Origin of the sequence: Pectobacterium brasiliense (genome assembly GCF_013449685.1) — a bacterium.
Lineage (GTDB): Bacteria > Pseudomonadota > Gammaproteobacteria > Enterobacterales > Enterobacteriaceae > Pectobacterium > Pectobacterium brasiliense_A.
The window spans coordinates 1-20,904 of record NZ_JACDSF010000015.1 but is presented as its reverse complement, the minus strand read 5'-3'; the positions used below and the strand labels follow the sequence as shown (position 1 = coordinate 20,904).

General features: G+C 50.4%; 16 protein-coding genes. 13 read left to right on the top strand and 3 right to left on the bottom strand.

The window, feature by feature from the left end:
• Positions 1-32: 32 nt before the first annotated feature.
• Positions 33-1,238, bottom strand: a complete 1,206-nt coding sequence (pncB, locus tag H0248_RS06490; protein ID WP_180785216.1) for a nicotinate phosphoribosyltransferase — start codon at positions 1,236-1,238, stop codon at positions 33-35.
• Positions 1,239-1,462: 224 nt separating this feature from the next.
• Here pncB and pepN point away from each other — a divergent pair, with 224 nt between their 5' ends.
• The 3 genes from pepN (at position 1,463) to H0248_RS06475 (ending at position 6,082) form a co-directional block, all read left to right on the top strand.
• Positions 1,463-4,078, top strand: coding sequence for an aminopeptidase N (gene pepN / locus H0248_RS06485; RefSeq protein ID WP_180785215.1), 2,616 nt, complete (start codon positions 1,463-1,465; stop codon positions 4,076-4,078).
• Between the two features lie 204 nt (positions 4,079-4,282).
• Positions 4,283-5,293: a quinone-dependent dihydroorotate dehydrogenase gene (pyrD, locus tag H0248_RS06480; RefSeq protein WP_010277017.1), complete on the top strand. Its 1,011-nt coding sequence runs from the start codon at positions 4,283-4,285 to the stop codon at positions 5,291-5,293.
• A gap of 201 nt (positions 5,294-5,494) precedes the next feature.
• Complete coding sequence (locus H0248_RS06475) at positions 5,495-6,082, top strand: cell division protein ZapC (RefSeq protein WP_180785214.1); 588 nt, start codon at positions 5,495-5,497, stop codon at positions 6,080-6,082.
• A gap of 72 nt (positions 6,083-6,154) precedes the next feature.
• On the opposite strand, the gene H0248_RS06470 is transcribed toward H0248_RS06475, so the two are convergent.
• Complete coding sequence (locus tag H0248_RS06470; protein ID WP_039469072.1) at positions 6,155-7,258, bottom strand: YcbX family protein; 1,104 nt, start codon at positions 7,256-7,258, stop codon at positions 6,155-6,157.
• A 245-nt stretch (positions 7,259-7,503) separates the two neighbouring features.
• Here H0248_RS06470 and rlmKL point away from each other — a divergent pair, with 245 nt between their 5' ends.
• The 7 genes from rlmKL (at position 7,504) to H0248_RS06435 (ending at position 17,612) form a co-directional block, all read left to right on the top strand.
• Entirely contained in the window at positions 7,504-9,621 is a 2,118-nt protein-coding gene (gene rlmKL / locus H0248_RS06465) for a bifunctional 23S rRNA (guanine(2069)-N(7))-methyltransferase RlmK/23S rRNA (guanine(2445)-N(2))-methyltransferase RlmL (protein ID WP_180785213.1), read from the top strand.
• 3 nt (positions 9,622-9,624) lie between these two features.
• Positions 9,625-11,553 carry an ABC transporter ATP-binding protein gene (locus tag H0248_RS06460; RefSeq protein ID WP_180785212.1) on the top strand — a complete coding sequence of 643 codons (1,929 nt, stop codon included), beginning with the start codon at positions 9,625-9,627 and terminating at the stop codon, positions 11,551-11,553.
• A gap of 96 nt (positions 11,554-11,649) precedes the next feature.
• Positions 11,650-12,960: a membrane integrity-associated transporter subunit PqiA gene (gene pqiA / locus H0248_RS06455; protein WP_180785211.1), complete on the top strand. Its 1,311-nt coding sequence runs from the start codon at positions 11,650-11,652 to the stop codon at positions 12,958-12,960.
• Positions 12,920-14,587, top strand: a complete 1,668-nt coding sequence (gene pqiB / locus H0248_RS06450) for an intermembrane transport protein PqiB (protein ID WP_374705260.1) — start codon at positions 12,920-12,922, stop codon at positions 14,585-14,587. The genes pqiA and pqiB overlap by 41 nt, the downstream gene beginning before the upstream one ends.
• Positions 14,587-15,153, top strand: a complete 567-nt coding sequence (gene pqiC / locus H0248_RS06445) for a membrane integrity-associated transporter subunit PqiC (protein ID WP_180785209.1) — start codon at positions 14,587-14,589, stop codon at positions 15,151-15,153. The genes pqiB and pqiC overlap by 1 nt, the downstream gene beginning before the upstream one ends.
• Before the next feature lie 302 nt (positions 15,154-15,455).
• Positions 15,456-15,623: a ribosome modulation factor gene (gene rmf / locus H0248_RS06440; protein ID WP_010276992.1), complete on the top strand. Its 168-nt coding sequence runs from the start codon at positions 15,456-15,458 to the stop codon at positions 15,621-15,623.
• 429 nt (positions 15,624-16,052) lie between these two features.
• Positions 16,053-17,612 (top strand): methyl-accepting chemotaxis protein, encoded by a 1,560-nt coding sequence (locus tag H0248_RS06435; RefSeq protein ID WP_180785208.1) that lies wholly within the window; start codon positions 16,053-16,055, stop codon positions 17,610-17,612.
• 174 nt (positions 17,613-17,786) lie between these two features.
• Here the strand turns inward: H0248_RS06435 and H0248_RS06430 are convergent, their stop codons facing one another.
• Positions 17,787-19,688: a methyl-accepting chemotaxis protein gene (locus H0248_RS06430; RefSeq protein ID WP_180785207.1), complete on the bottom strand. Its 1,902-nt coding sequence runs from the start codon at positions 19,686-19,688 to the stop codon at positions 17,787-17,789.
• A 567-nt stretch (positions 19,689-20,255) separates the two neighbouring features.
• On the opposite strand from H0248_RS06430, the gene H0248_RS06425 reads away from it, so the two are divergent.
• From H0248_RS06425 to H0248_RS21900, 3 genes are all read left to right on the top strand, one after another.
• On the top strand, positions 20,256-20,456 hold the full coding sequence (locus H0248_RS06425) for an IS1 family transposase (RefSeq protein ID WP_180785206.1): 201 nt from the start codon (positions 20,256-20,258) through the stop codon (positions 20,454-20,456).
• 65 nt (positions 20,457-20,521) lie between these two features.
• Positions 20,522-20,647, top strand: coding sequence for an IS1 family transposase (locus H0248_RS22450; protein WP_180785205.1), 126 nt, complete (start codon positions 20,522-20,524; stop codon positions 20,645-20,647).
• 74 nt (positions 20,648-20,721) lie between these two features.
• The coding region (locus H0248_RS21900; protein WP_219609005.1) for a hypothetical protein at positions 20,722-20,904 on the top strand (183 nt) is incomplete at its 3' end.

Genomic DNA, 20,904 nt, shown 5'->3' with positions numbered 1-20,904 from the left:
AACTCGAATTATTTAGGGTATATGGGAAAGCCTTAACTGGCCTTTTTCACGCGGGGCAGATCAAACGCTTTGCGCAACTCACACACGAAGTTCTGATCCTGGCAGATGGTTTTACCCGGGCTATCGGAGAGTTTTGCCACCGGCTTGCCGTTGCATTCCACCAGCTTGATCACGATGTTCAGCGGTTTTACGCCGGGGATATCACATGTCAGGCGTGTGCCGATGCCAAACACCAGATTCACGCGCTGTCCGAAATGGCGGTACAACGCTAGTGCTTTATCCAGATTCAGATTATCGGAGAAGACCAGCGTTTTGCTCATCGGATCGATGTTCAGGCGCTGATAATGTGCAATGGCTTTTTCGCCCCAATCGACCGGATCGCCGGAATCGTGACGCAACCCCTGATAGGCTTCGGCAAACAGCAAATCGAAATCGCGCAGGAAGGCATCCATCGTGATGCAGTCGGTCAACGCAATGCCCAAATGTGTCGGATATTCACGTAGCCACATTTGTAGCGCGGCGCGCTGGCTGTTTGCCAGCGTCGGACTAATCTGCTGATGCGCCTGAAACCACTCGTGTGCCTGCGTGCCGACAGGCGTGATAGCCAAACGGCGTGCCAGATCGTAATTGCTGGTGCCGATGAGATAAGGGAAGTCGGCCCGCAGCGTCGTCACAATCGTCTGCTGGACATCACGAGAGAAACGCCGGCGCGTGCCGAAATCCATTAACTTGAACCGACTGAGATCCACATTTGCGCTGTTCTGGTGGAAGCTCTCCAGTGAGGCTGACAGTTGGGCAAGCGCCTGCTCAGTCGTAATGTGAGGTGAACGATCGCGATGCACGACTTCACTGATCACGGCCAGCAAGGGAACTTCCCACAAAATCACTTCACGCCATGGCCCGGTGATACGGATATCCAGTTTTCCCGCATGATTCTTGATCGAAACCTGCTGCGGATTAAAACGGAAGTCCCGCAGCCAGTGGAGATAATCTGGCTTAAAGAACGGCAGAGAAGAAAGATAGGTGAACTCATCGTCACTCAATGACAAGAAACGCATGAGATCGACCTGATGGGCTATTTCGTCGGCGTAAACGCCTAATAACTCATCGCCGCGACAGCGAAATTCAGCCGCAACGTCGACATCATAATAGTGATGATACACCGCCTGTTGCATATGCAGCTTGTAGGCATCGGTATCCAGCAATGAGTGCAGAATCGGGGAAGTGTGCAAAGTCATAATGCGTTACAGCATCCTTGTAAGATGCCTATCCACCATTGGGACAATCAGCAATGTTCGGTCAGTATACCTTGATTATCCGTTTATTACATTACGACAACATAGCGAGACGTGCGGGAATGAAGCACGGTACGATGATTATCCTCATTATTTTGTCGTGGTAACATTAAGATAACAGGCTTAGACTTGATCTTTAGATGTTTATGACGAGGTGGAAACTTTATATGAATCAACAGCCGCAAATAAAATACCGCCATGACTACCGTGCGCCGGATTACACCATTACTGACATTGCACTGGATTTCGATCTCCATGCTGAAAAAACTCACGTAAAAGCCGTTAGTCAGGTGGTGTTGCAGGGGGACGCTGGCGCGCCGTTGAAGCTGGATGGCGAAGGGCTGAAACTGATTAGCCTGAGTGTTGATGGTCAGCCGTGGACACATTACCAGCAGCAGGACGATGGCCTGATTCTGACACAATTACCCGCGCATTTTACGCTCAGCATCGAAACGGAAATCAATCCTGCCGCCAACAGCGCGCTGGAAGGGCTGTATCTTTCTGGCGATGCACTCTGTACGCAGTGTGAGGCCGAAGGTTTCCGCCACATTACTTATTATCTCGACCGACCAGATGTGCTGGCGAAATTCACCACGCGTATCACAGCGGATAAAGCTCGCTATCCTTATTTACTCTCTAACGGCAATCGTATCGCACAAGGGGAACTGGAAGGTGGCCGCCACTGGATTGAATGGCAGGATCCCTTCCCGAAACCCGCTTATCTGTTCGCACTGGTTGCTGGCGATTTTGATGTCCTTCAGGATCGCTTCACGACACGTTCTGGTCGCGATGTTGCATTAGAGTTGTTTGTTGACCGTGGCAACCTCGATCGCGCTGGCTGGGCGATGACCTCGCTGAAGAATTCGATGAAGTGGGACGAAGAGCGCTTCGGTCTGGAATACGATCTCGACATCTATATGATCGTCGCCGTTGATTTCTTCAACATGGGGGCGATGGAAAACAAAGGGCTGAACGTATTCAACTCTAAATATGTGCTGGCCAAGGCGGAAACCGCGACGGATAAAGACTATCTGAATATTGAAGCGGTGATCGGACATGAATATTTCCACAACTGGACGGGTAACCGCGTCACCTGCCGCGACTGGTTCCAGCTTAGCCTGAAAGAAGGGCTGACAGTGTTCCGCGATCAGGAGTTCAGCTCCGATCTGGGTTCGCGTCCGGTGAACCGCATTGATAACGTGCGCGTGATGCGCGGTGCGCAGTTTGCCGAAGATGCCAGCCCGATGTCGCATCCGATTCGTCCCGATCAGGTGATCGAGATGAATAACTTCTACACGCTGACGGTCTATGAAAAGGGATCGGAAGTGATCCGCATGATGCACACCTTATTAGGTGAAGAAGGCTTCCAGGCCGGTATTCGTCTGTATTTTGAGCGTCACGACGGCAGCGCGGCAACCTGTGATGACTTCGTGCTGGCGATGGAAGAGGCTTCCGGTGTCGATCTCACGCAGTTCCGCCGCTGGTACAGCCAATCGGGCACGCCGGTGCTGACCGTGCGTGATGATTACGATCCGCAGACGCAACAGTATCTGCTGAGCGTGAGCCAGATGACGCCCGTCGGTGCCGACAAACAGCCGAAGTTACCGCTGCACATTCCGTTGGATATTGAACTGTACGATCCGCAAGGGCAGGTTATTCCGCTACAGAAAGACGGCCAGCTGTTGGCGTCGGTGCTTAATGTGACCGAATCCGAACAGACGTTCATTTTCGATCAGGTGCCTTGCCGACCAATTCCTTCTTTATTACGTGAGTTCTCTGCGCCGGTAAAACTGAACTATGCCTGGAGCGATGAACAACTGACGTTCCTGATGCGCCACGCCAGCAATGCATTCTCGCGTTGGGATGCAGCACAGAGCCTGCTGGCCAACTATATCCGTCTGAACGTTTCCCGCTATCAGCAGAAGCAGCCGCTTTCCGTGCCGATGCATGTTGTGGATGCTTTCCGTGGCGTGTTGCTGGATGAAAAACTGGATCCGATGCTGGCTTCTCAGATTCTGACATTGCCGAGCGAAAACGAGATTGCCGAGCTGTTTGACATCATCGATCCGACGGCGATCGCTGCCGTGCGTGAGAGTATGACGCGTACGATGGCGAAAGAGATGGCGGATGAGTGGCTGGCGGTATACCACGCGAATCACGCGCCGCAATATCGCATCGAACACGCGGATATGGGTAAACGTGCGCTGCGCAACGTCTGCCTGCATTATCTAGCATTCAACGATGAAGCGCAGGCTGATAAACTGGTGCAGGCGCAGTTCCGTCAGGCGGATAACATGACAGATTCGCTGGCGGCGCTGTCGGCGGCGGTTGAGGCTCAACTGCCGGTGCGTGATGACCTGCTGACACAGTTTGATAACCGCTGGCATCAGGATGGCTTGGTCATGGATAAATGGTTTGTGCTGCAAGCGACCAGCCCGGCAGCCGATGTGCTGACCCGCGTGCGCGAGCTGCTGCAACACCGTTCATTCAGCCTGAACAATCCTAACCGCCTGCGTTCGTTGGTGGGGGCGTTTGCGGCCTCCAATCCGTCGGCTTTCCATGCCGAAGACGGCAGCGGCTATCGCTTCCTGACGGAGATTCTGGCCGATCTGAATACCCGTAATCCGCAGGTCGCGGCACGGGTGATCGAACCGTTGATCCGTCTGAAACGCTATGATGCTAAACGTCAGGCGCAAATGCGTCAGGCGCTGGAGCAACTGAAGACGTTGGAAAATCTGTCTGGCGATCTGTTCGAGAAAATCAGCAAGGCGCTGCAAGACTAATCCCGCCACGCGATTAGCACAGCCACACGCGGTATCTGCCGCGTGTGGCGATAATTCCCGCATCACGATTCCCCGTTCCCGCAAACGTTTTACTTTCCGCAAAGATGGAATTACCATCACCGACCGTGAGTTAAACCGTAATCCACTATTGCTTACTTCCAGCGTAGGCAAGATACCTTTGCGATAGGGATCTCAGGAGACAATATGTTCTATCCCGTTATCAAAAAAGCCCTGTTTCAGCTCGATCCAGAGCGAGCACATGAGCTGACCTTCCAACAATTACGCCGTATTACCAACACGCCTTTTGAATTTCTCGTCCGCCAATCTGTTCCGACTAAACCCGTTACCTGCATGGGATTATCTTTTAAAAACCCACTCGGTCTGGCGGCGGGATTAGATAAAGACGGCGAATGTATTGATGCGTTAGGCGCAATGGGATTTGGTTTTATTGAAGTAGGGACGGTAACGCCGCGTCCACAATCCGGTAATGACAAACCAAGATTATTCCGCGTAGTGGAAGCGGAAGGATTGATCAACCGGATGGGTTTCAATAATAAAGGCGTGGATTATCTGGTCGAGAATGTAAAGAAAACACGTTTTGGCGGTGTATTAGGGATCAACATCGGCAAGAATAAAGATACGCCGGTTGAGCAAGGCAAAGACGATTATTTGATCTGTATGGATAAGGTTTATCCTCACGCAGGCTATATCGCGATCAACATTTCGTCACCCAACACGCCGGGATTACGTAGCCTGCAATATGGTGAAGCGCTGGACGATCTTTTGCTGGCGATAAAGAACAAGCAGACGGAATTAAAAGATAAGCATCAGAAATATGTTCCCGTGGCGGTAAAGATCGCGCCGGATCTTTCTGAAGAGGAGTTGATCCAAATTGCCGACAGTCTGGTTCGCCATAACATCGATGGCGTGATTGCCACCAATACGACACTCGACAGAAAACTGATTCAGGGATTAAATCACTGCGGGCAAACCGGAGGATTAAGTGGACGTCCGTTGCAGACAAGCAGCACGGAAATTATCCGTCGTTTGTCACAGGAATTAGCGGGACGTTTACCGATTATTGGCGTTGGCGGAATTGATTCTTTGGTTGCCGCACGCGAAAAAATGGCGGCTGGCGCATCGCTGGTACAGATATATTCAGGCTTTATTTTCCACGGTCCACGCCTGATTAAAGATATCGTTACACATATTTAATCCGCAATGCCTTTCATTTTTAGCTGGGGGTTTATTTATCCCCCCGGCTAGTCTATATTTTATCCGTTTGCGTAAATAATCTATCAACGGATGACGGATCTTCTTGCCGCAATGTTTGTGACGATGAACGATTATTGTGATGTGAGAAAACACAATCAGCCATTTCTGATATTTCTACTATGAAGGCGAAGGATAAATAATATGAAGTTAAAACCTGACGATAACTGGCGCTGGTATTTTGATACCGAACACGACCGCCTGATGTTGGATTTGGCTAACGGCATGTTATTCCGTTCTCGTTTTCCGTCTAAAATGCTAACGCCGGATGCATTCAATGAATGTGCATTCCGTGTCGACGATGCCGCGTTATTTTTTACCTATAACGACAAATGTCAGAAAGCGGCATTGCATCGTGATCTCCAGGGCGAATTAGTTCTTAATGCGTTGGTCGCAAGCCGGTTCCTAAAACCGCTTATGCCAAAAAGCTGGCACTTCATTCAACAGCCGGATGCTGTAACGTATTCACCGCAGGCGGGGGATATCGTACAGGTGAAACTCACTGAGACCCATGAAACGGCCTGTTTTCTGGTGGCGGAAGCGGGGGATAAAGCCTGTCTTTGCTTGTTGGCGCAAGAGCAACTGTCATTAAATGGGAAGACTATGGTGCTGGGTGATGCCATAAAAATCATGCATAACAGGTTAATGCCAGCCGCTATTCAACATAGCGCTGAGTGGGAAACCGCATTAGGTGAAGGCACGTCGGCATTTGAGTATGCCAAGGTGGTCTAACCCCTCGGCTATACTCGTCAGACTTCAAACTGCATGTACGCTGGATTTTCTTCGACTATTGCAGATGCTTTTTTATTGCAACTGAACGTCACTCTGTGGAATGCAGCTACAGGTAAGAATCTCGCCGTTTTCTCTGATGGCACTTTGCTTCAGTGCGGAAACCTCTCCGCTGACTAAGGTCAATTTACAGCAACCGCACAATCCTGCCCGACAAGAATAGGGGATTCGAATACCCTGTTGCTCCAACTGCTCCAGTAAAATCTGCTGATTGTTCCCTTGTAATGATTTTCCCTGATAGTGGATGGTGACGGCCTGTTCGCTTTTTTCGGGAACGACAAGGCTTTCGACCACCTGCCCGGAACCATAAGGACGCGGCGGTTTGGTCGCTAAGACTTCCAGCGTATCGCCTACGCGAATGATGCCCGTATTTCTGGCGACCAAATTTTGTCCGAAATCAACGTCGCCGTTGTCGGCAGTACGGAAAGATTGCAGCGTAGCCAGCGGTTCGCCTGACGGATGCTTCCGGCCACGTTCGATGCTGACGGTGGTGAAGATACAGCGGCTACAGGGTTTGACGATGTCAAAGATAACCTCGCCAATCCGAATGGTCTTCCAACTGTCTTCGGCAAAGGCTTCCGCACCTGTCACGACCAGATTGGGGCGAAACTGTTCGATTTTAATACCGGCGGAACAGCGCTGGCGTAGCGCCTGAAATGAGGCATCATTAATTAACAGAAACGGATAGCCATCGGCAAATGCCAGAGGAACATCAGGATAATGCTTAACTCGCCGCGATGGCTCATTGCCCACCCAGCGAAGCTGTACGGCACGCTGAAAATAGTGGCTTAACCAGACGTTGATAGCGTCAGGGGCGACGAGCGCCGTAAAGTGCGTTCCCCAGACTTCTGTCGGCTGAGGTGCCTCGGTGAAGTCGGCAAAACGTATCGTAGCCGTTTGACCATCCGGCGCGGCAATAAACAGTCCATCGGGTAACAAGGCGGGGGTAAATAACACCATCTGCGGATACTGGCGGGCAGTAATAAATGTGCCATCCGATTCGGTAATCATGAAGGCACGATCGTTCGCCAAACCGCTGACAGACGCCATCGCGTGGGACAGCTGTAGCCCCCGCATCGATTTTACTGGATGAATATAAAGCCGCGTTACGCCAATCACTGACCTGTTCCTTGCCAAAGTAAAACGGCAACTTTATGACAAGTGTCTGGGATTAGCTATAATGCGCCTCAATTTCTTTTTCTATACCCGTCATACTTCAAGCTGCTTGTGCGTTGACCGCCCTTACTCACCCCAGTCACTTACTTATGTAAGCTCCTGAGGATTCATGCGGTTGTCGCCTTCACGCAACGTGAATTATTTAGGGTATAGTTCGTTTTTTTACATATTTTGGTGATAGTGACGACATGAATGCTTTGTTTGCCAGTACGGCGCGGGGATTGGAAGAGTTATTAAAAAGCGAACTCGAATCATTGGGTGCGCAGTCCTGTGCGGTTGTGCAGGGCGGTGTCCATTTTGAGGGTGACAATCGCCTGCTGTACCAGAGCCTGCTGTGGAGCCGTCTGGCATCGCGCATTCTGCTGCCGCTGAATGAATTCAAGGTACACAGCGATCTGGATTTGTATCTGGGCGTGCAGGCGATTGACTGGTCAACGATCTTCAGCATCGATAAAACCTTTGCCGTGCATTTTACCGGTACCAATGAAGATATCCGCAACAGCCAATACGGCGCATTAAAAGTTAAAGATGCGATTGTGGATAGCTTCACGCGCAAAACCGGACAGCGCCCAGACGTAGCGAAACAGCAGCCGGATATTCGCGTTAACGTCTTTTTACAGCGTGATATGGCCAGCGTGTCGCTGGATTTAAGCGGCGACGGCTTACATCAACGTGGCTACCGCGATCTGGCCGGACTGGCGCCGCTAAAAGAGAATCTGGCGGCGGCGATTGTGTTGCGTTCCGGCTGGCAAAACGGCACGCCGCTGGTCGATCCGATGTGTGGTTCCGGTACCTTGCTGATCGAAGCGGCGATGATCGCGTCCGATCGCGCGCCCGGCTTGCATCGTACGCACTGGGGATTTAACGCCTGGTTAAAGCACGATGTCGAACTGTGGCGCGAGGTGACCGCAGAAGCTCAGGTGCGTGCTCGTCAGGGTTTGCAGGCGACAACGTCGCGCTTCTTCGGATCGGATAACGACCGCCGAGTGATTGAGATCGCCAAAGCTAATGCGCGTCGTGCAGGCGTTGCCGAACTGATTTCTTTCGACGTGAGGGATGCTGCACAGCTAAAAAACCCCCTGCCGGAAGGCCCGAAAGGCACGGTTGTCAGTAACCCGCCTTACGGTGAGCGTCTGGAAAGTGAACCTGCGCTGATCGCCCTGCATAATATGCTGGGTCGTAAGATGAAAAGCGACTTTGGTGGCTGGCAGCTTTCGCTGTTCAGTGCATCGCCGGAGCTGCTGAGCTGTCTGCAACTGCGCGCTGAGCGCCAATTCAAAGCGAAAAACGGCCCGCTGGACTGCGTACAGAAAAATTATCAACTGGCGGAAACGCAGGGTGAATCTGCAGGGCAAATCGCAGAAGACTTTGCCAACCGTCTGCGTAAAAACCTGCGCAAGCTGGAGAAGTGGGCGAAGCAGCAGGGGATTGAGTGCTATCGCCTCTACGATGCCGATCTGCCTGAATATAACGTGGCGGTTGACCGCTACGGCAGTTGGGTTGTCGTACAAGAGTATGCGCCACCAAAAACCATTGATGCGCAGAAAGCTCGTCAGCGCCTGTTTGATGTGATCAACGCGACGTTGAGCGTGCTGGAATTACCGTCGAACCGTCTGGTGCTGAAAACGCGCGAACGTCAAAAAGGGAAAAACCAGTACGAGAAACTGGCGCAGAAAGGCGATTTCCTGCTGATGGAAGAGTTTGGTGCCAAGCTGTGGGTCAACCTGACCGACTACCTCGATACCGGCCTATTCCTCGACCACCGCATCGCCCGCAAAATGCTGGGTGAGATGAGCCGTGGCAAAGATTTTCTCAACCTATTTGCTTACACCGGCACGGCGAGCGTACACGCTGGATTAGGTGGCGCACGTTCAACGACCACCGTCGATATGTCACGTACCTATCTGGAATGGGCCGAGAAAAACCTGCGGGTGAATGGCCTGACTGGGCGTCAGCATCGCCTGATTCAGGCGGATTGCCTGTCATGGTTACATAACGCCAATGAACAGTTCGATGTGATCTTCATTGACCCGCCGACCTTCTCCAACTCAAAACGGATGGAAGAGTCGTTTGATGTCCAGCGCGATCATCTGGCGCTGATGAAAGATCTCAAACGTCTGCTACGCCGTGGCGGCACCATCATGTTCTCGAATAATAAACGCGGCTTCCAGATGGATACCGCTGGCCTGACCGCGCTGGGGCTGAACGCTAAAGAAATTACCGCGCAGACCCAATCGCAGGATTTTGCCCGTAATCGTCAAATTCATAACTGCTGGCTGCTAACGCATGCCGGTGAGGAAAAGTAACCGATGTCTTTAATCAGTGTTTCAGGTGCGTGGCTGTCGTTCAGCGATGCGCCGCTGTTGGATAACACCGAACTCCATATCGAAGAGAATGAACGCGTTTGTCTGGTTGGCCGCAACGGTGCCGGAAAATCGACCCTGCTGAAAATTCTGGCCAAAGAGGTCCCGCTGGATGATGGTCGTATCACCTATGAACAGGATCTGATTGTCGCGCGCCTGCAACAGGATCCCCCGCGGGATGTTGCTGGTAGCGTTTTTGATTTTGTTGCTGAAGGGGTCGCGGCACAGGCAGATCACCTGAAAAACTATCACGCCATGCTGCGTCTGGTAGAAAGCGATCCGAGCGAAAAGAACCTGAATCAATTGGCTAAGTTGCAGGATGTTCTGGAGCATCAGGGCCTGTGGCAGTTGGAAAGTCGCATTCACGAAGTGCTGGAACAGCTTGGTCTGTCCGCCGATGCGCCGCTGGCTTCGCTTTCCGGTGGCTGGCTGCGTAAAGCCGCACTCGGCAGAGCGCTGGTGAGTTCACCGCGTGTGCTGCTGCTGGATGAACCGACTAACCACTTGGATATTGAAACAATTGACTGGCTCGAAACCTTCCTGAAAACGTTCCAGGGCAGCATTATCTTTATCTCCCATGACCGTTCGTTTATTCGCAATATGGCAACCCGTATTGTCGATCTTGACCGCGGTAAGCTGGTTTCCTGGCCGGGTAACTACGATAAATATCTGGAAGGGAAAGAAGAAGCGCTGCGAGTGGAAGATCTGCAAAATGCGGAGTTCGATCGCAAATTGGCGCAGGAAGAAGTGTGGATCCGTCAGGGCATCAAAGCTCGTCGTACCCGTAACGAAGGTCGCGTGCGGGCGCTGAAAGCCATGCGGCAGGAACGTGCACAGCGTCGTGAAGTGATGGGCTCGGCGAAAATGCAGGTTGAAGAAGCTGCCCGCTCCGGCAAGATTGTGTTTGAGCTGGAAGACGTGAACTATCATGTTGACCAGGGTTCTCTGGGCGAAAAGAAAGTGCTGACGCGCAATTTCTCCGCTCAGGTACAGCGCGGCGACAAAATTGCGCTGGTGGGGCCGAATGGCTGCGGTAAAACCACGCTGCTAAAATTGATGCTGGGTGGATTGGAACCGATCAGCGGTCGTGTGCACTGTGGCACGAAGCTGGAAGTCGCCTATTTCGATCAGCACCGTGCTGAACTCGATCCAGAACGTACGGTGATGGACAACCTGGCGGAAGGCAAACAGGAAGTGATGGTCAACGGCCGCTCACGTCATGTGTTGGGCTATTTGCAGGACTTCCTGTTCCATCCGAAACGTGCCATGACGCCAGTAAAAGCGCTGTCGGGTGGGGAACGTAACCGCCTGCTGCTGGCCCGTTTGTTCCTCAAACCCAGCAACCTGTTGATTCTTGATGAACCGACCAACGATCTGGACGTGGAAACGCTGGAGTTGCTGGAAGAGTTAATCGAAAGCTATCAGGGAACAGTTCTGCTGGTCAGCCACGACCGTCAATTCGTCGATAATTCGGTGACTGAATGCTGGATCTTTGAAGGTGACGGCAAGATTTCTCGCTTCGTCGGTGGGTATTACGATGCACAACAACAACGTGCCACGGCCACGCCACTGCGAATGACGGCGGCGCCGGCAGTAACCGCACCAGCGCCGGCTGCGAGCACAGCACCGTCCGCTAAACGAAGCGCGGGGAAATTAAGTTATAACCAGCAGCGCGAATTAGATCAGTTGCCGCTGCGTCTTGAGCAACTGGAGCAAGAAATTGCGTCGTTGCAAGCACAGATGAGCGACGCCAATTTCTTCAGCCGTCCACATGACGAAACGCAGCAGGTCTTAAGCGCTCTGGCGGAAGCGGAAAGCGCGCTGGAAACCTGTTTCGAACGTTGGGAAGAGCTGGAAGCACAGAAAAACGGCTAATCCACGTGGTTGTATGACGCCATCAATACGGGAAGTTAACTCCCGTATTGATGGGGTTTTCAGTCAGAAGCTGACGAATTTTGAAGGAGAGAACGTGTGTGTTCCCATCACGATCGGCATGACTGTAATCTTCAACACGAACATCATCACCATGATGATTATATACTTTGCCCGCAGTGTGACCTGCTGGTGGAATTACCTGAGCTGTTACACGGCCAGAAAGCGACCTGTCCACGCTGTAAAACTGCACTAACCAGCCGCCAGACGGAACCGCGTAAACGGCCGGTTGGCTATGCGGTGAGCGCGCTATTTATGCTATTGCTGGCAAACCTCTTCCCCTTCGTTTCTATGCGTGTTGCGGGAATCACCAGCGAAATTACCCTGATACAAATTCCTAAAGTGATGGTGGCGGAAAACTATGCCAGCGTCGCGACGCTGTTTATGCTTTTTGTCCAACTGGTCCCAGCTTTCAGTATGGCGACTCTTATTCTGCTTTGCCTGCATGCTTCGCTGCCGCTGGCCTTGAAAAAAAACCTGGGAAAAATGTTGTTCCACCTCAAAAGCTGGGGGATGGCAGAGATTTTTCTGGCTGGCGTACTGGTCAGTTTCGTCAAACTGATGGCCTATGGTGACATCGGCATCGGCACCAGCTTTATGCCTTTTGTCCTGTTCTGTTTGCTACAATTACTTGCCTTCCAAAGCCTCGACCGCCGTTGGCTGTGGAATGACATCGTGCCGCCGCCCGCGCTGCCTGCGCCACCGGTTCTGGGACAAAGCGGGCTATCGCAAGGGCTGCGTTCATGCCCATGCTGCACCGCCATTCTGCCAGCCAACCAGTTACTATGCCCGCGTTGCCACTCACGCGGACATGCCCGTAAGAAGCACAGCCTGCAATGGACGCTGGCACTGCTGATCACCTCTGTGATTCTCTATATCCCTTCGAATCTGATGCCGATCATGGTGACCGAAGCCTTCGGCGATCGCATGGGATCGACGATTATGTCTGGGGTTATCCTGCTGTGGGGAATGGGATCTTACCCTGTCGCGCTGGTGATTTTTGTCGCCAGCGTCATGGTGCCATCGCTAAAAATGCTGGCGCTAGGCTGGCTTTGCTGGCAGGCCAATGGCAAAACCAAAAAAACGGAAGACAGCGAGCGCATGCATGTCATCTATGAGATGGTTGAGTTTGTTGGACGCTGGTCGATGATTGATGTGTTTGTGATTGCCGTCTTGTCGGCAATGGTGCGCATTGGTCGGCTGATGAGTATTTATCCCGCCATTGGGGCGGTGTTGTTCGCGGCTGTGGTGATTTTGACCATGTTTGCCGCGATGATGTTTGATCCCCGTTTGTTGTGGGATCGTCGCGATGATGTTCTTCATAAGGAGCCTGCCGTTGGCGAAAGATAACCATGCCATTGCGGATGTAGAAACAATTAAACGCTGGTCTCCGGTCTGGATTGTGCCGATTGTCACGGTGCTGATCGGTGCCTGGATACTGTTTTACCATTTCAGCCATCAGGGGCCGCAAATTACGCTGATTACCAGCAATGCAGAAGGGATTGAAGCGGGAAAAACGGCCATCAAAAGCCGTAGCGTAGACGTTGGGGTGGTAGAGAGTGTCGTGCTGAGTGACGACCTCCATCGCGTGGAGATCAAAGCACGTCTGCATGATGGTATGGAGAAACTGCTCAAGCAGGACTCCGCTTTCTGGGTGGTGAAGCCGCAAATTGGGCGCGAAGGCGTTTCCGGTCTGGGGACGCTCTTATCCGGTGCTTACATTGAGCTACAGCCTGGGGCCAGTAAAGAGGGTAAAAGCGAGTTTACCCTGCTGGATGCGCCGCCGCTGGCCTCGCCGGATGCGAAAGGCATTCGGGTAATACTGGACAGCGAGCAATCTGGGCAGTTGAATGCGGGCGATCCGGTCTTGTTCCGCGGCTATCGGGTGGGGTCGGTGGAAACCAGCGAATTCGATCCGAAAGCACGCAAGATGCGCTATCAGCTGTTCATCTCTGCACCGTATGACGGTTTGGTTACAACCAACGTCCGTTTCTGGAAAGACAGCGGCGTCGCGTTCGATATGTCGGCGCAGGGCATGCGTGTCGAAATGGGGTCGCTGACTACGCTATTCAGCGGGGGCGTCAGCTTTGATGTCCCCGCTGGGTGGGAATTGGGCGATGCGGCCAAGACAATGGCACAGTACCGACTGTTTGATAGTCAGCGCAGTATTCAGGACTCGCTATACACCGAATATAAAGAATATTTGCTGTTCTTCAGCGAATCGATCCGTGGTCTACAGGCGGGCGCGCCAGTCGAATTCCGTGGCATTCGACTGGGCACGGTTGCCGAAGCGCCATTTTTCCCAAAAAATATGAAGCAGGATCTGGATGATGATTATCGTATTCCGGTGCTGATCCGTATTGAACCCGATCGGTTCGAGAAGAAGATTGGTGGCTCGTTCGATTTTGAACAGCATCTGAAACAAGCCCAGTCACTGGGGCTACGGGCGGCGATGAAGTCGGCTAACCTTCTGACGGGCGCGCTCTATATCGATCTCGATTTTTATCCAAAAGAGAAAGTGGATAAACAGCTGTTCGTTCTGGACGGCTACCCGGTTCTGCCTACCATTGACGGTGGCCTGTCACAGATTCAGCAGAAGCTGATGGCGGTGCTGGATAAGGTGAATAACTTGCCGCTGAATCCGATGGTCAATGAAGCCACGAAGACGCTGACAGAAAGTCAGGCCACGCTGCGTGAAATGCAAAAAACGATGGCCACGCTGAACAAGCTGACGTCCAGCAAAGCGGTGCAGGATCTGCCGGAAGATATGCAAAAAACGTTGCTTGAATTGAATCGCAGTATGAAAGGTTTCCAGCCTGGCTCACCGGCGTATAACAAGATGGTGGCGGACATGCAGCGGTTGGATCAAGTGCTGCGGGAGCTACAGCCTGTGCTGCGCACCCTGAACGAGAAAAGTAATGCGTTGGTCTTTGAGGCCTCGGGTAGTCAAGATCCTCAGCCGAAGAGGGCAAAATAATGATGAAAGCATGGACACTGGTTCTGGCTTTGGTATTGAGCGCGTGCAGCAGTAGCAATACGCAGAAAACGTACTATCAACTGCCGATAATCGCGGAGACCAATACGCCACAGGCTGCGGTGGCTCAGGGTCACCCGCTATGGGTGGAACATGTCAGCGTGGCTGATTATCTCGTCAATACGGGCTTGGTTTATCAGGCTAACGATGTGCAGTATGTCATTGCCAGTAACAACCTGTGGGCGAGCCCGTTGGATCAGCAGTTGCAGCAGACGCTGGTGACGAACCTGGGGCACAAACTGCCCAGTTGGGTCGTGACCACGCAGCCGCAGGGAAGCGAACAGGCAGTACTGAACGTCGCTGTCACGGGCTTTCACGGTCGTTATGATGGCAATGTTATCGTGCGCGGAGAGTGGATGCTGACCTATCAGGGGAAAGTGGTTAAGCGTCCTTTTAGCGTAGTGCTGCCACAAACAGAAGATGGCTACGACGCGTTGGTAAGAACGCTGGCGCAAGGTTGGCAGCAGGTTTCCCAGTCGATTGCCCAGCAGGCGGGTACGCTGAAATAACGATGACAGGCACTTGGTATTATCCGGTCACGGTTTGACACAAACAGCGTTCTAAGAAATTAGGCTTCTAAAGATGTAATGCTTTGATTACATTGCATTTTTAGAGGTTTTTTATTGTTTTCAATCAGTTGAATTTTTCGGTTCGTTAACGCGTAAAATTCCTATTTTGGATCACAAATATGACACTGGCGTGAATTTTGCGCCTTGACCTTTGGCGAGAGAATCGGTATTGATAGTCTGTGGTTGCTTACAAAGTAATCATTGTTTTCTTTCCACCAGATAAATAATGAGGGAAATAAGGCATGAAGAGACAGAAACGCGATCGCCTGGAACGGGCTCATTCACGTGGTTATCAAGCTGGTATTGTCGGTAGACCAAAGGAATTTTGTCCTTATCAATCCATTAATGCCCGGTCTTACTGGTTGGGAGGTTGGCGAAAAGCCATGGAGGACAGGGCTGTGACCGCTTAGCGCGCCTTGTCATTAGAGGGAACGCCTCCGCTTCTGCGGAGGCTTTTGTTTTTAGGGGACAAGAGCCCTGATTCTGCCTCTCAGTTCAATCGATACCGAGTTCACCGTCGACACACACGATCAACACGCACGATCAATACGTAGGATCAATAGATACGTTCCACAGACATACCGGGCTTCGAGCTATGATCCGAGGCGTTGCTATTACTGTAACGTTATTTACCTATTAATTTCGATTTCGATCATTTTTCCTCTATTTTTTAATCGTTATTGCTCGATGCTGTATTTAAATTGAGCGAATGAGGTGATTTTTCATTATTTTTTGTTAAAAAATCTATCATTACTACCTGGATGGTATGGCTCAAGGCGGCAATGTAGTGTAGTTTTTTATTCGGAATTTTCTTAAAAGCGGTTAGAGAGAAAAATATCGTGAAATTACGAACCAGAATTGCACTGCTATGCGGTACGACCTTGTTAGGGATGTTAATTTTATCAGCGGTGGCGCTGAATACGCTCTATAACACGATGATGAGCGAACGCACTGGCCAGCTTTCTACGCTGGTTCAACTGGCTCACGCTGCGGCACAAAAGGCATATGACCTTGAGAAAAGCGGTCAGCTGTCACGTGAGGATGCAGAGAAAGAGGCCAAACGGGCAATTAGCAGTTTCCATAAGGACGATCGCTATTTCTTTGTACGTGGTTATACGAATGATGTGAACTACGTTCACCCTAACCCTAAACGCATTGGCATTGTCGATGCCAATGGCGGTAAAGAGGCAGGAGAACGCTACCGTGCGTCGCTTCAAGGTAATACGATTGGTACGGTGATCGCGGAAGGGACGCGTCCGGGGCAGCAGAATAAAGTTGAGAAGCTTTATGCCGTCATTAAATTTGAGCCTTGGGACTGGACGATTGGCTACGGTGACTATATTGACGATATCCAACAAACGTTCTGGCACAACGCGCTGATCCTGCTGTCTTTAGGGCTGGTTCTGCTGTTAATTATTTCCGCGTTTGCATGGAATATGCTGCGTACGCTGATGCGCCAGCTTGGCGGCGAGCCACAATATGCGGTGGAGGTTGTGCGCGAAATCGCGGAAGGCAATTTGCGCGTCGAGGTTGAAACGAAGCCGGGCGACCAAACCAGTATTCTTTACGCTATCCATGCGATGCGTGAAAACCTGTCGCATCTGGTTAATCAAGTTCGCAGCAGTACTAACTCGATTGCGACCGCTTCAACGCAGATCGCATCGGGTAATGGTGATTTGTCAGCTCGTACCGAATCGCAGGCCAGCGCATTAGAGCAGACGGCAGCGGCAATGGAACAGTTGACCGCAACGGTGAAACAGAATGCAGATAACGCGCGCTACGCGAATGAACTTGCGGTGTCGGCATCGGATGTCGCGGTGCGAGGTGGGGATGTTGTCAGTCGAGTCGTGGTGACGATGGACTCTATCAGTACATCATCGCGTAAGATTGTGGATATCATCGGCGTTATTGACAGCATCGCTTTCCAGACGAATATTCTGGCTCTGAATGCGGCGGTCGAAGCGGCACGGGCCGGTGAACAAGGCCGTGGCTTCGCCGTGGTCGCAAGTGAAGTCCGCACGCTGGCGCAGCGTTCTGCATCCGCCGCGCGGGAAATTAAAGGCCTGATTGATGATTCCGTTGCCAAGGTGGGTGAGGGCACGGATTTCGTGAAGCAGGCTGGCGATACGATGAGTGAAGTCGTTGAAAGCGTACACCGCGTCACCTCCATGATGGGCGAGATTAGTGCGGCGAGCGCAGAGCAGCGTTCCGGTATTGAACAGGTCAATCTCGCGATATCGCAGATGGATCAGAGTACCGAACAGAATGCGGCGTTGGTTGAAGAAGCATTGGCTGCGGCACACTCGCTGAGTGAACAGGCACAAGAGCTGTCACGCACCGTTGAACAATTCCGCGTTGATGAATCTGCGGGCAGCTATCTGGCGCTGGGGGCAAGATAGCTACAATGAAGCGGCAGCGTTCAGGTAGTATCGAACTTTACCGACGTTTTTATCCGTCATAACATCAGATTGAACCCGACACATACGTGTCGGGTTGTTCGTAAAACCAGCAATCAGCTTAAGCGTTTCACTCGTTGCTGGAGGAAAAATCTTCAGAAAGACTCCCAGTCTTCTTTATTTGCTGGCGGCAGCGCTGCCGGTTTCAGCCTGGCAGATAATTGATAATTGTGTGCCGGATGATGGACGACTTCGCGTCGTGGACTCCGTTCCCAGCCTGAATACTGAGATCAGTTGTGACAACTGATCGGCCTGTTGCTCCAGGGAAGAGGCTGCAGCGGAAGATTCCTGCACGAGAGCGGCATTCTGTTGAGTAGTAGAATCCAGTTCTGTCACGGCTTTACCTATTTGATCAATACCCCGACTCTGCTCTTCAGATGCACTCGAAATTTCATTCATGATTTCACTGACATTGGTGACTGAGGAAATGATCTGTTCCATCGTGCCCCCCGCTTTATTCGCCATTTCTGATCCAGTGTGTACGCGTTGGACGGATTCTTGTATGAGGCTCTCTATTTCTTTAGCTGCCTGCGCACTACGTTGTGCAAGGTTTCTTACCTCACCGGCGACAACAGCGAAGCCACGGCCTTGTTCACCGGCCCGTGCCGCTTCGACCGCCGCATTCAGCGCCAGAATATTCGTCTGGAATGAGATACCATTAATCACGCTGATTATTTCAGTAATTTTCTTTGAACTTTCAGTGATTACACCCATAGTATCGATCACACCCCAAACAATTTTGCCACCTGAACGAGCGTGGTTTGCGGCCACGTCGGCAAGATGACTAGCTTCACGGGCATTATCTGCATTACGTTTTACGGTTGAGGTTAATTCTTCCATGCTGGCTGCAGTTTCCACAACGGCGGATGATTGCTCCTCAGTGCGTGATGCTAGATCTGTGTTACCTGCAGAAATTTCTGATGATGCCGTAGCGACATGCATGACAGATTCTTTGATCTGAGAAATCATCTCGCGTAGCCGCTGATTCATTACCGCCAGAGCGGTAGTCAGGCGACCGAGTTCATCGGAGGACTGAGGTTCAATTACGGCAGTCAAATCACCATCGGCAATATACTCGGCAAGGGTCAGGCTGTTCCTTATTTGGCGGGTCATCTGGCGTGTAATTAGCCATGCGACTAATAGGCCGATTACAACGGCACACAGCGCAACCAGTGCTATCATGGATATCACTTTCTGCGTGATATCCAAGTTTTTTTGAGTTTGTGACGCCACTAAATTTTGTATCGTGCTAGTGAGTTTTTCGGCAAAGCCCGTGAGTGTGTTAGCAGCATCTTGCGACTGCTGAAGTGCCGTAGAATAGTTATTGACATTGTTTTTAAGCGTATTAAGAAATAGCTGTACCGCTTTTTTATCTGATTCGGTTAGCTGTAGGTTTTCTGTCGCTAACAGATTCAAAGCAGAGCGGTAATCTGCCTCAAAAATATCCTGTCCGTTTTTTCCGCCAGATGACTGGATCTGGAGTACGTCGCTCCACAAGCGGTTGAGTATATTCAGTAGTATCATCTCCTGCTTTGTGGATTGTTCATGAGTGATTAACAGCTGATTCAATTTGTCCAGTACAGACTTCTGCTCTGGTGCTGTCAACATTTTAGACGCATCCACTAATTGGCGTTCAAATTTGACAAAGTTATCCCGTGCATCGGTATAGGCAGGGATGGTGTTTCTTAAGTCATTGAATAATGTTCGTGCATCTGCTTCCCATGCGAAGCTTTCCCCTTGTACTGCCTTGTTATACATTTTATCAACAGCAACTTTGTTTGCCTGAATGACACTCTCATCGTGATTAATTTGATAGGCAAGACGGTTTCGCCGTGCGTTGTTCAATTCATCATTGATTTCACCGATCAATGCCCCCTTTAGTGCATAACCCCGAATGTTAACTGATTGCTGTATACTAAAAACTGATGAAATAATGATGATGATTATCAATATGGCAAATCCGCCGAACAGTTTGGCTGCAACGGAAAGATTTCTGAACCCTGAAGAAAGGTATGTCATAGTTATATCCTCAAAAATATTTTCATATTAAACATGCCAATAACTAGGATTGTTAATTTTCTACGTAATTTGTTGGCTTTTTGTGTGCATTGTTGGTTTCGTTATTGTTTGTCGTAATGCATGAAATGAAATAGGTTTTTTATTATGTTTTCGGATGCGCACCAATAATATTTAGTGCTCGTTTAAAATAATTTTTTTCTTTAAAATAGTCGGCTGCGTATTTTAAAAAATGCGTTTTATCATGATTCAATAAAATCATGTTCTTGCCTTTTAACGTCAAGACATCAATCATTTTATGTGTGATTTATTTTTTTTGTTAATCAAATGTAATTTTACTCATAATAGACGTATTAATTCCTGATGTTGGCGTAATGTGAGCATAGTATGGGAGTGATATTCTATCCACTTGATACCTATATTTATTTGTTATTGAAATATTTCCCTTTCTATTCAATAGCATAACCTATATTTTGAAAATGAATAAGAAATATTTTTTTATTTATAAAAATATTGGTGATGACTTAAAAGCGTTATTTCGAAAAGATATCCTCTTTTGAGGAAACGTTTATGACAGTCACTATCGACGTTTCCTGCCGATATTGCTACCAAACAGAACTCGTTCGTCAGCATGGAACAGAAAAAGCAGGATTCCCCCGATACTGCTGCCAACATTGCCGCCGTACCTTTCAGATTAACTACTGCTACAACGCCGATAAGCCTGGAACAAAAGAAAAGATTGTCGATATGGCGATGAATGGCTCCAAGTAACAAGCAGAGCCATTGTCTATGACGATCTTACTCTGATTTGTAAACTGGATGAACAATGGTCATTTGTGGGGAATAAAAAACAGCAGCGTTGGTTTTGGTATGCATTTGATACGAAAAGAAAACAGGTTTTTGCTCATGTATTTTTCCCCCGCACGGATGAGATGTGTCGTAAGTTTCTCGTTAAATGGTAATAATAACGCCTCTGTTAAGCTGGATATCTGGGGAAGCCAAAGAGTGAGAGGCGACCTTACAGTATCGGGTTAAAATGATGGAAAAACGACTGGGGCTATTTCTGCGTCAGGAAACATTTCCGGTAAATATTTCCAACCTACTAAGCAGAAATGAAACAGGCGCGATATTGCGTATGTTTACTACCGCAATAAAACAGGGCGATGTTATTCAGGTGGTTATGGCAAGTTCTGGATTTCATAGCAGCAGTGATATCAGC

What these genes read in the sequence shown, in the direction of transcription:
- pepN (WP_180785215.1), top strand. Translation starts at nt 1,463, where the DNA reads ATGAATCAACAGCCGCAAATAAAATACCGCCATGACTACCGTGCGCCG.
- H0248_RS06460 (WP_180785212.1), top strand. Translation starts at nt 9,625, where the DNA reads ATGTCTTTAATCAGTGTTTCAGGTGCGTGGCTGTCGTTCAGCGATGCG.
- pqiB (WP_374705260.1), top strand. Translation starts at nt 12,920, where the DNA reads ATGATGTTCTTCATAAGGAGCCTGCCGTTGGCGAAAGATAACCATGCC.
- H0248_RS06425 (WP_180785206.1), top strand. Translation starts at nt 20,256, where the DNA reads ATGACAGTCACTATCGACGTTTCCTGCCGATATTGCTACCAAACAGAA.
- rmf (WP_010276992.1), top strand. Translation starts at nt 15,456, where the DNA reads ATGAAGAGACAGAAACGCGATCGCCTGGAACGGGCTCATTCACGTGGT.
- H0248_RS06475 (WP_180785214.1), top strand. Translation starts at nt 5,495, where the DNA reads ATGAAGTTAAAACCTGACGATAACTGGCGCTGGTATTTTGATACCGAA.
- pqiC (WP_180785209.1), top strand. Translation starts at nt 14,587, where the DNA reads ATGATGAAAGCATGGACACTGGTTCTGGCTTTGGTATTGAGCGCGTGC.
- pncB (WP_180785216.1), bottom strand. Translation starts at nt 1,238, where the DNA reads ATGACTTTGCACACTTCCCCGATTCTGCACTCATTGCTGGATACCGAT.
- rlmKL (WP_180785213.1), top strand. Translation starts at nt 7,504, where the DNA reads ATGAATGCTTTGTTTGCCAGTACGGCGCGGGGATTGGAAGAGTTATTA.
- pyrD (WP_010277017.1), top strand. Translation starts at nt 4,283, where the DNA reads ATGTTCTATCCCGTTATCAAAAAAGCCCTGTTTCAGCTCGATCCAGAG.
- H0248_RS06430 (WP_180785207.1), bottom strand. Translation starts at nt 19,688, where the DNA reads ATGACATACCTTTCTTCAGGGTTCAGAAATCTTTCCGTTGCAGCCAAA.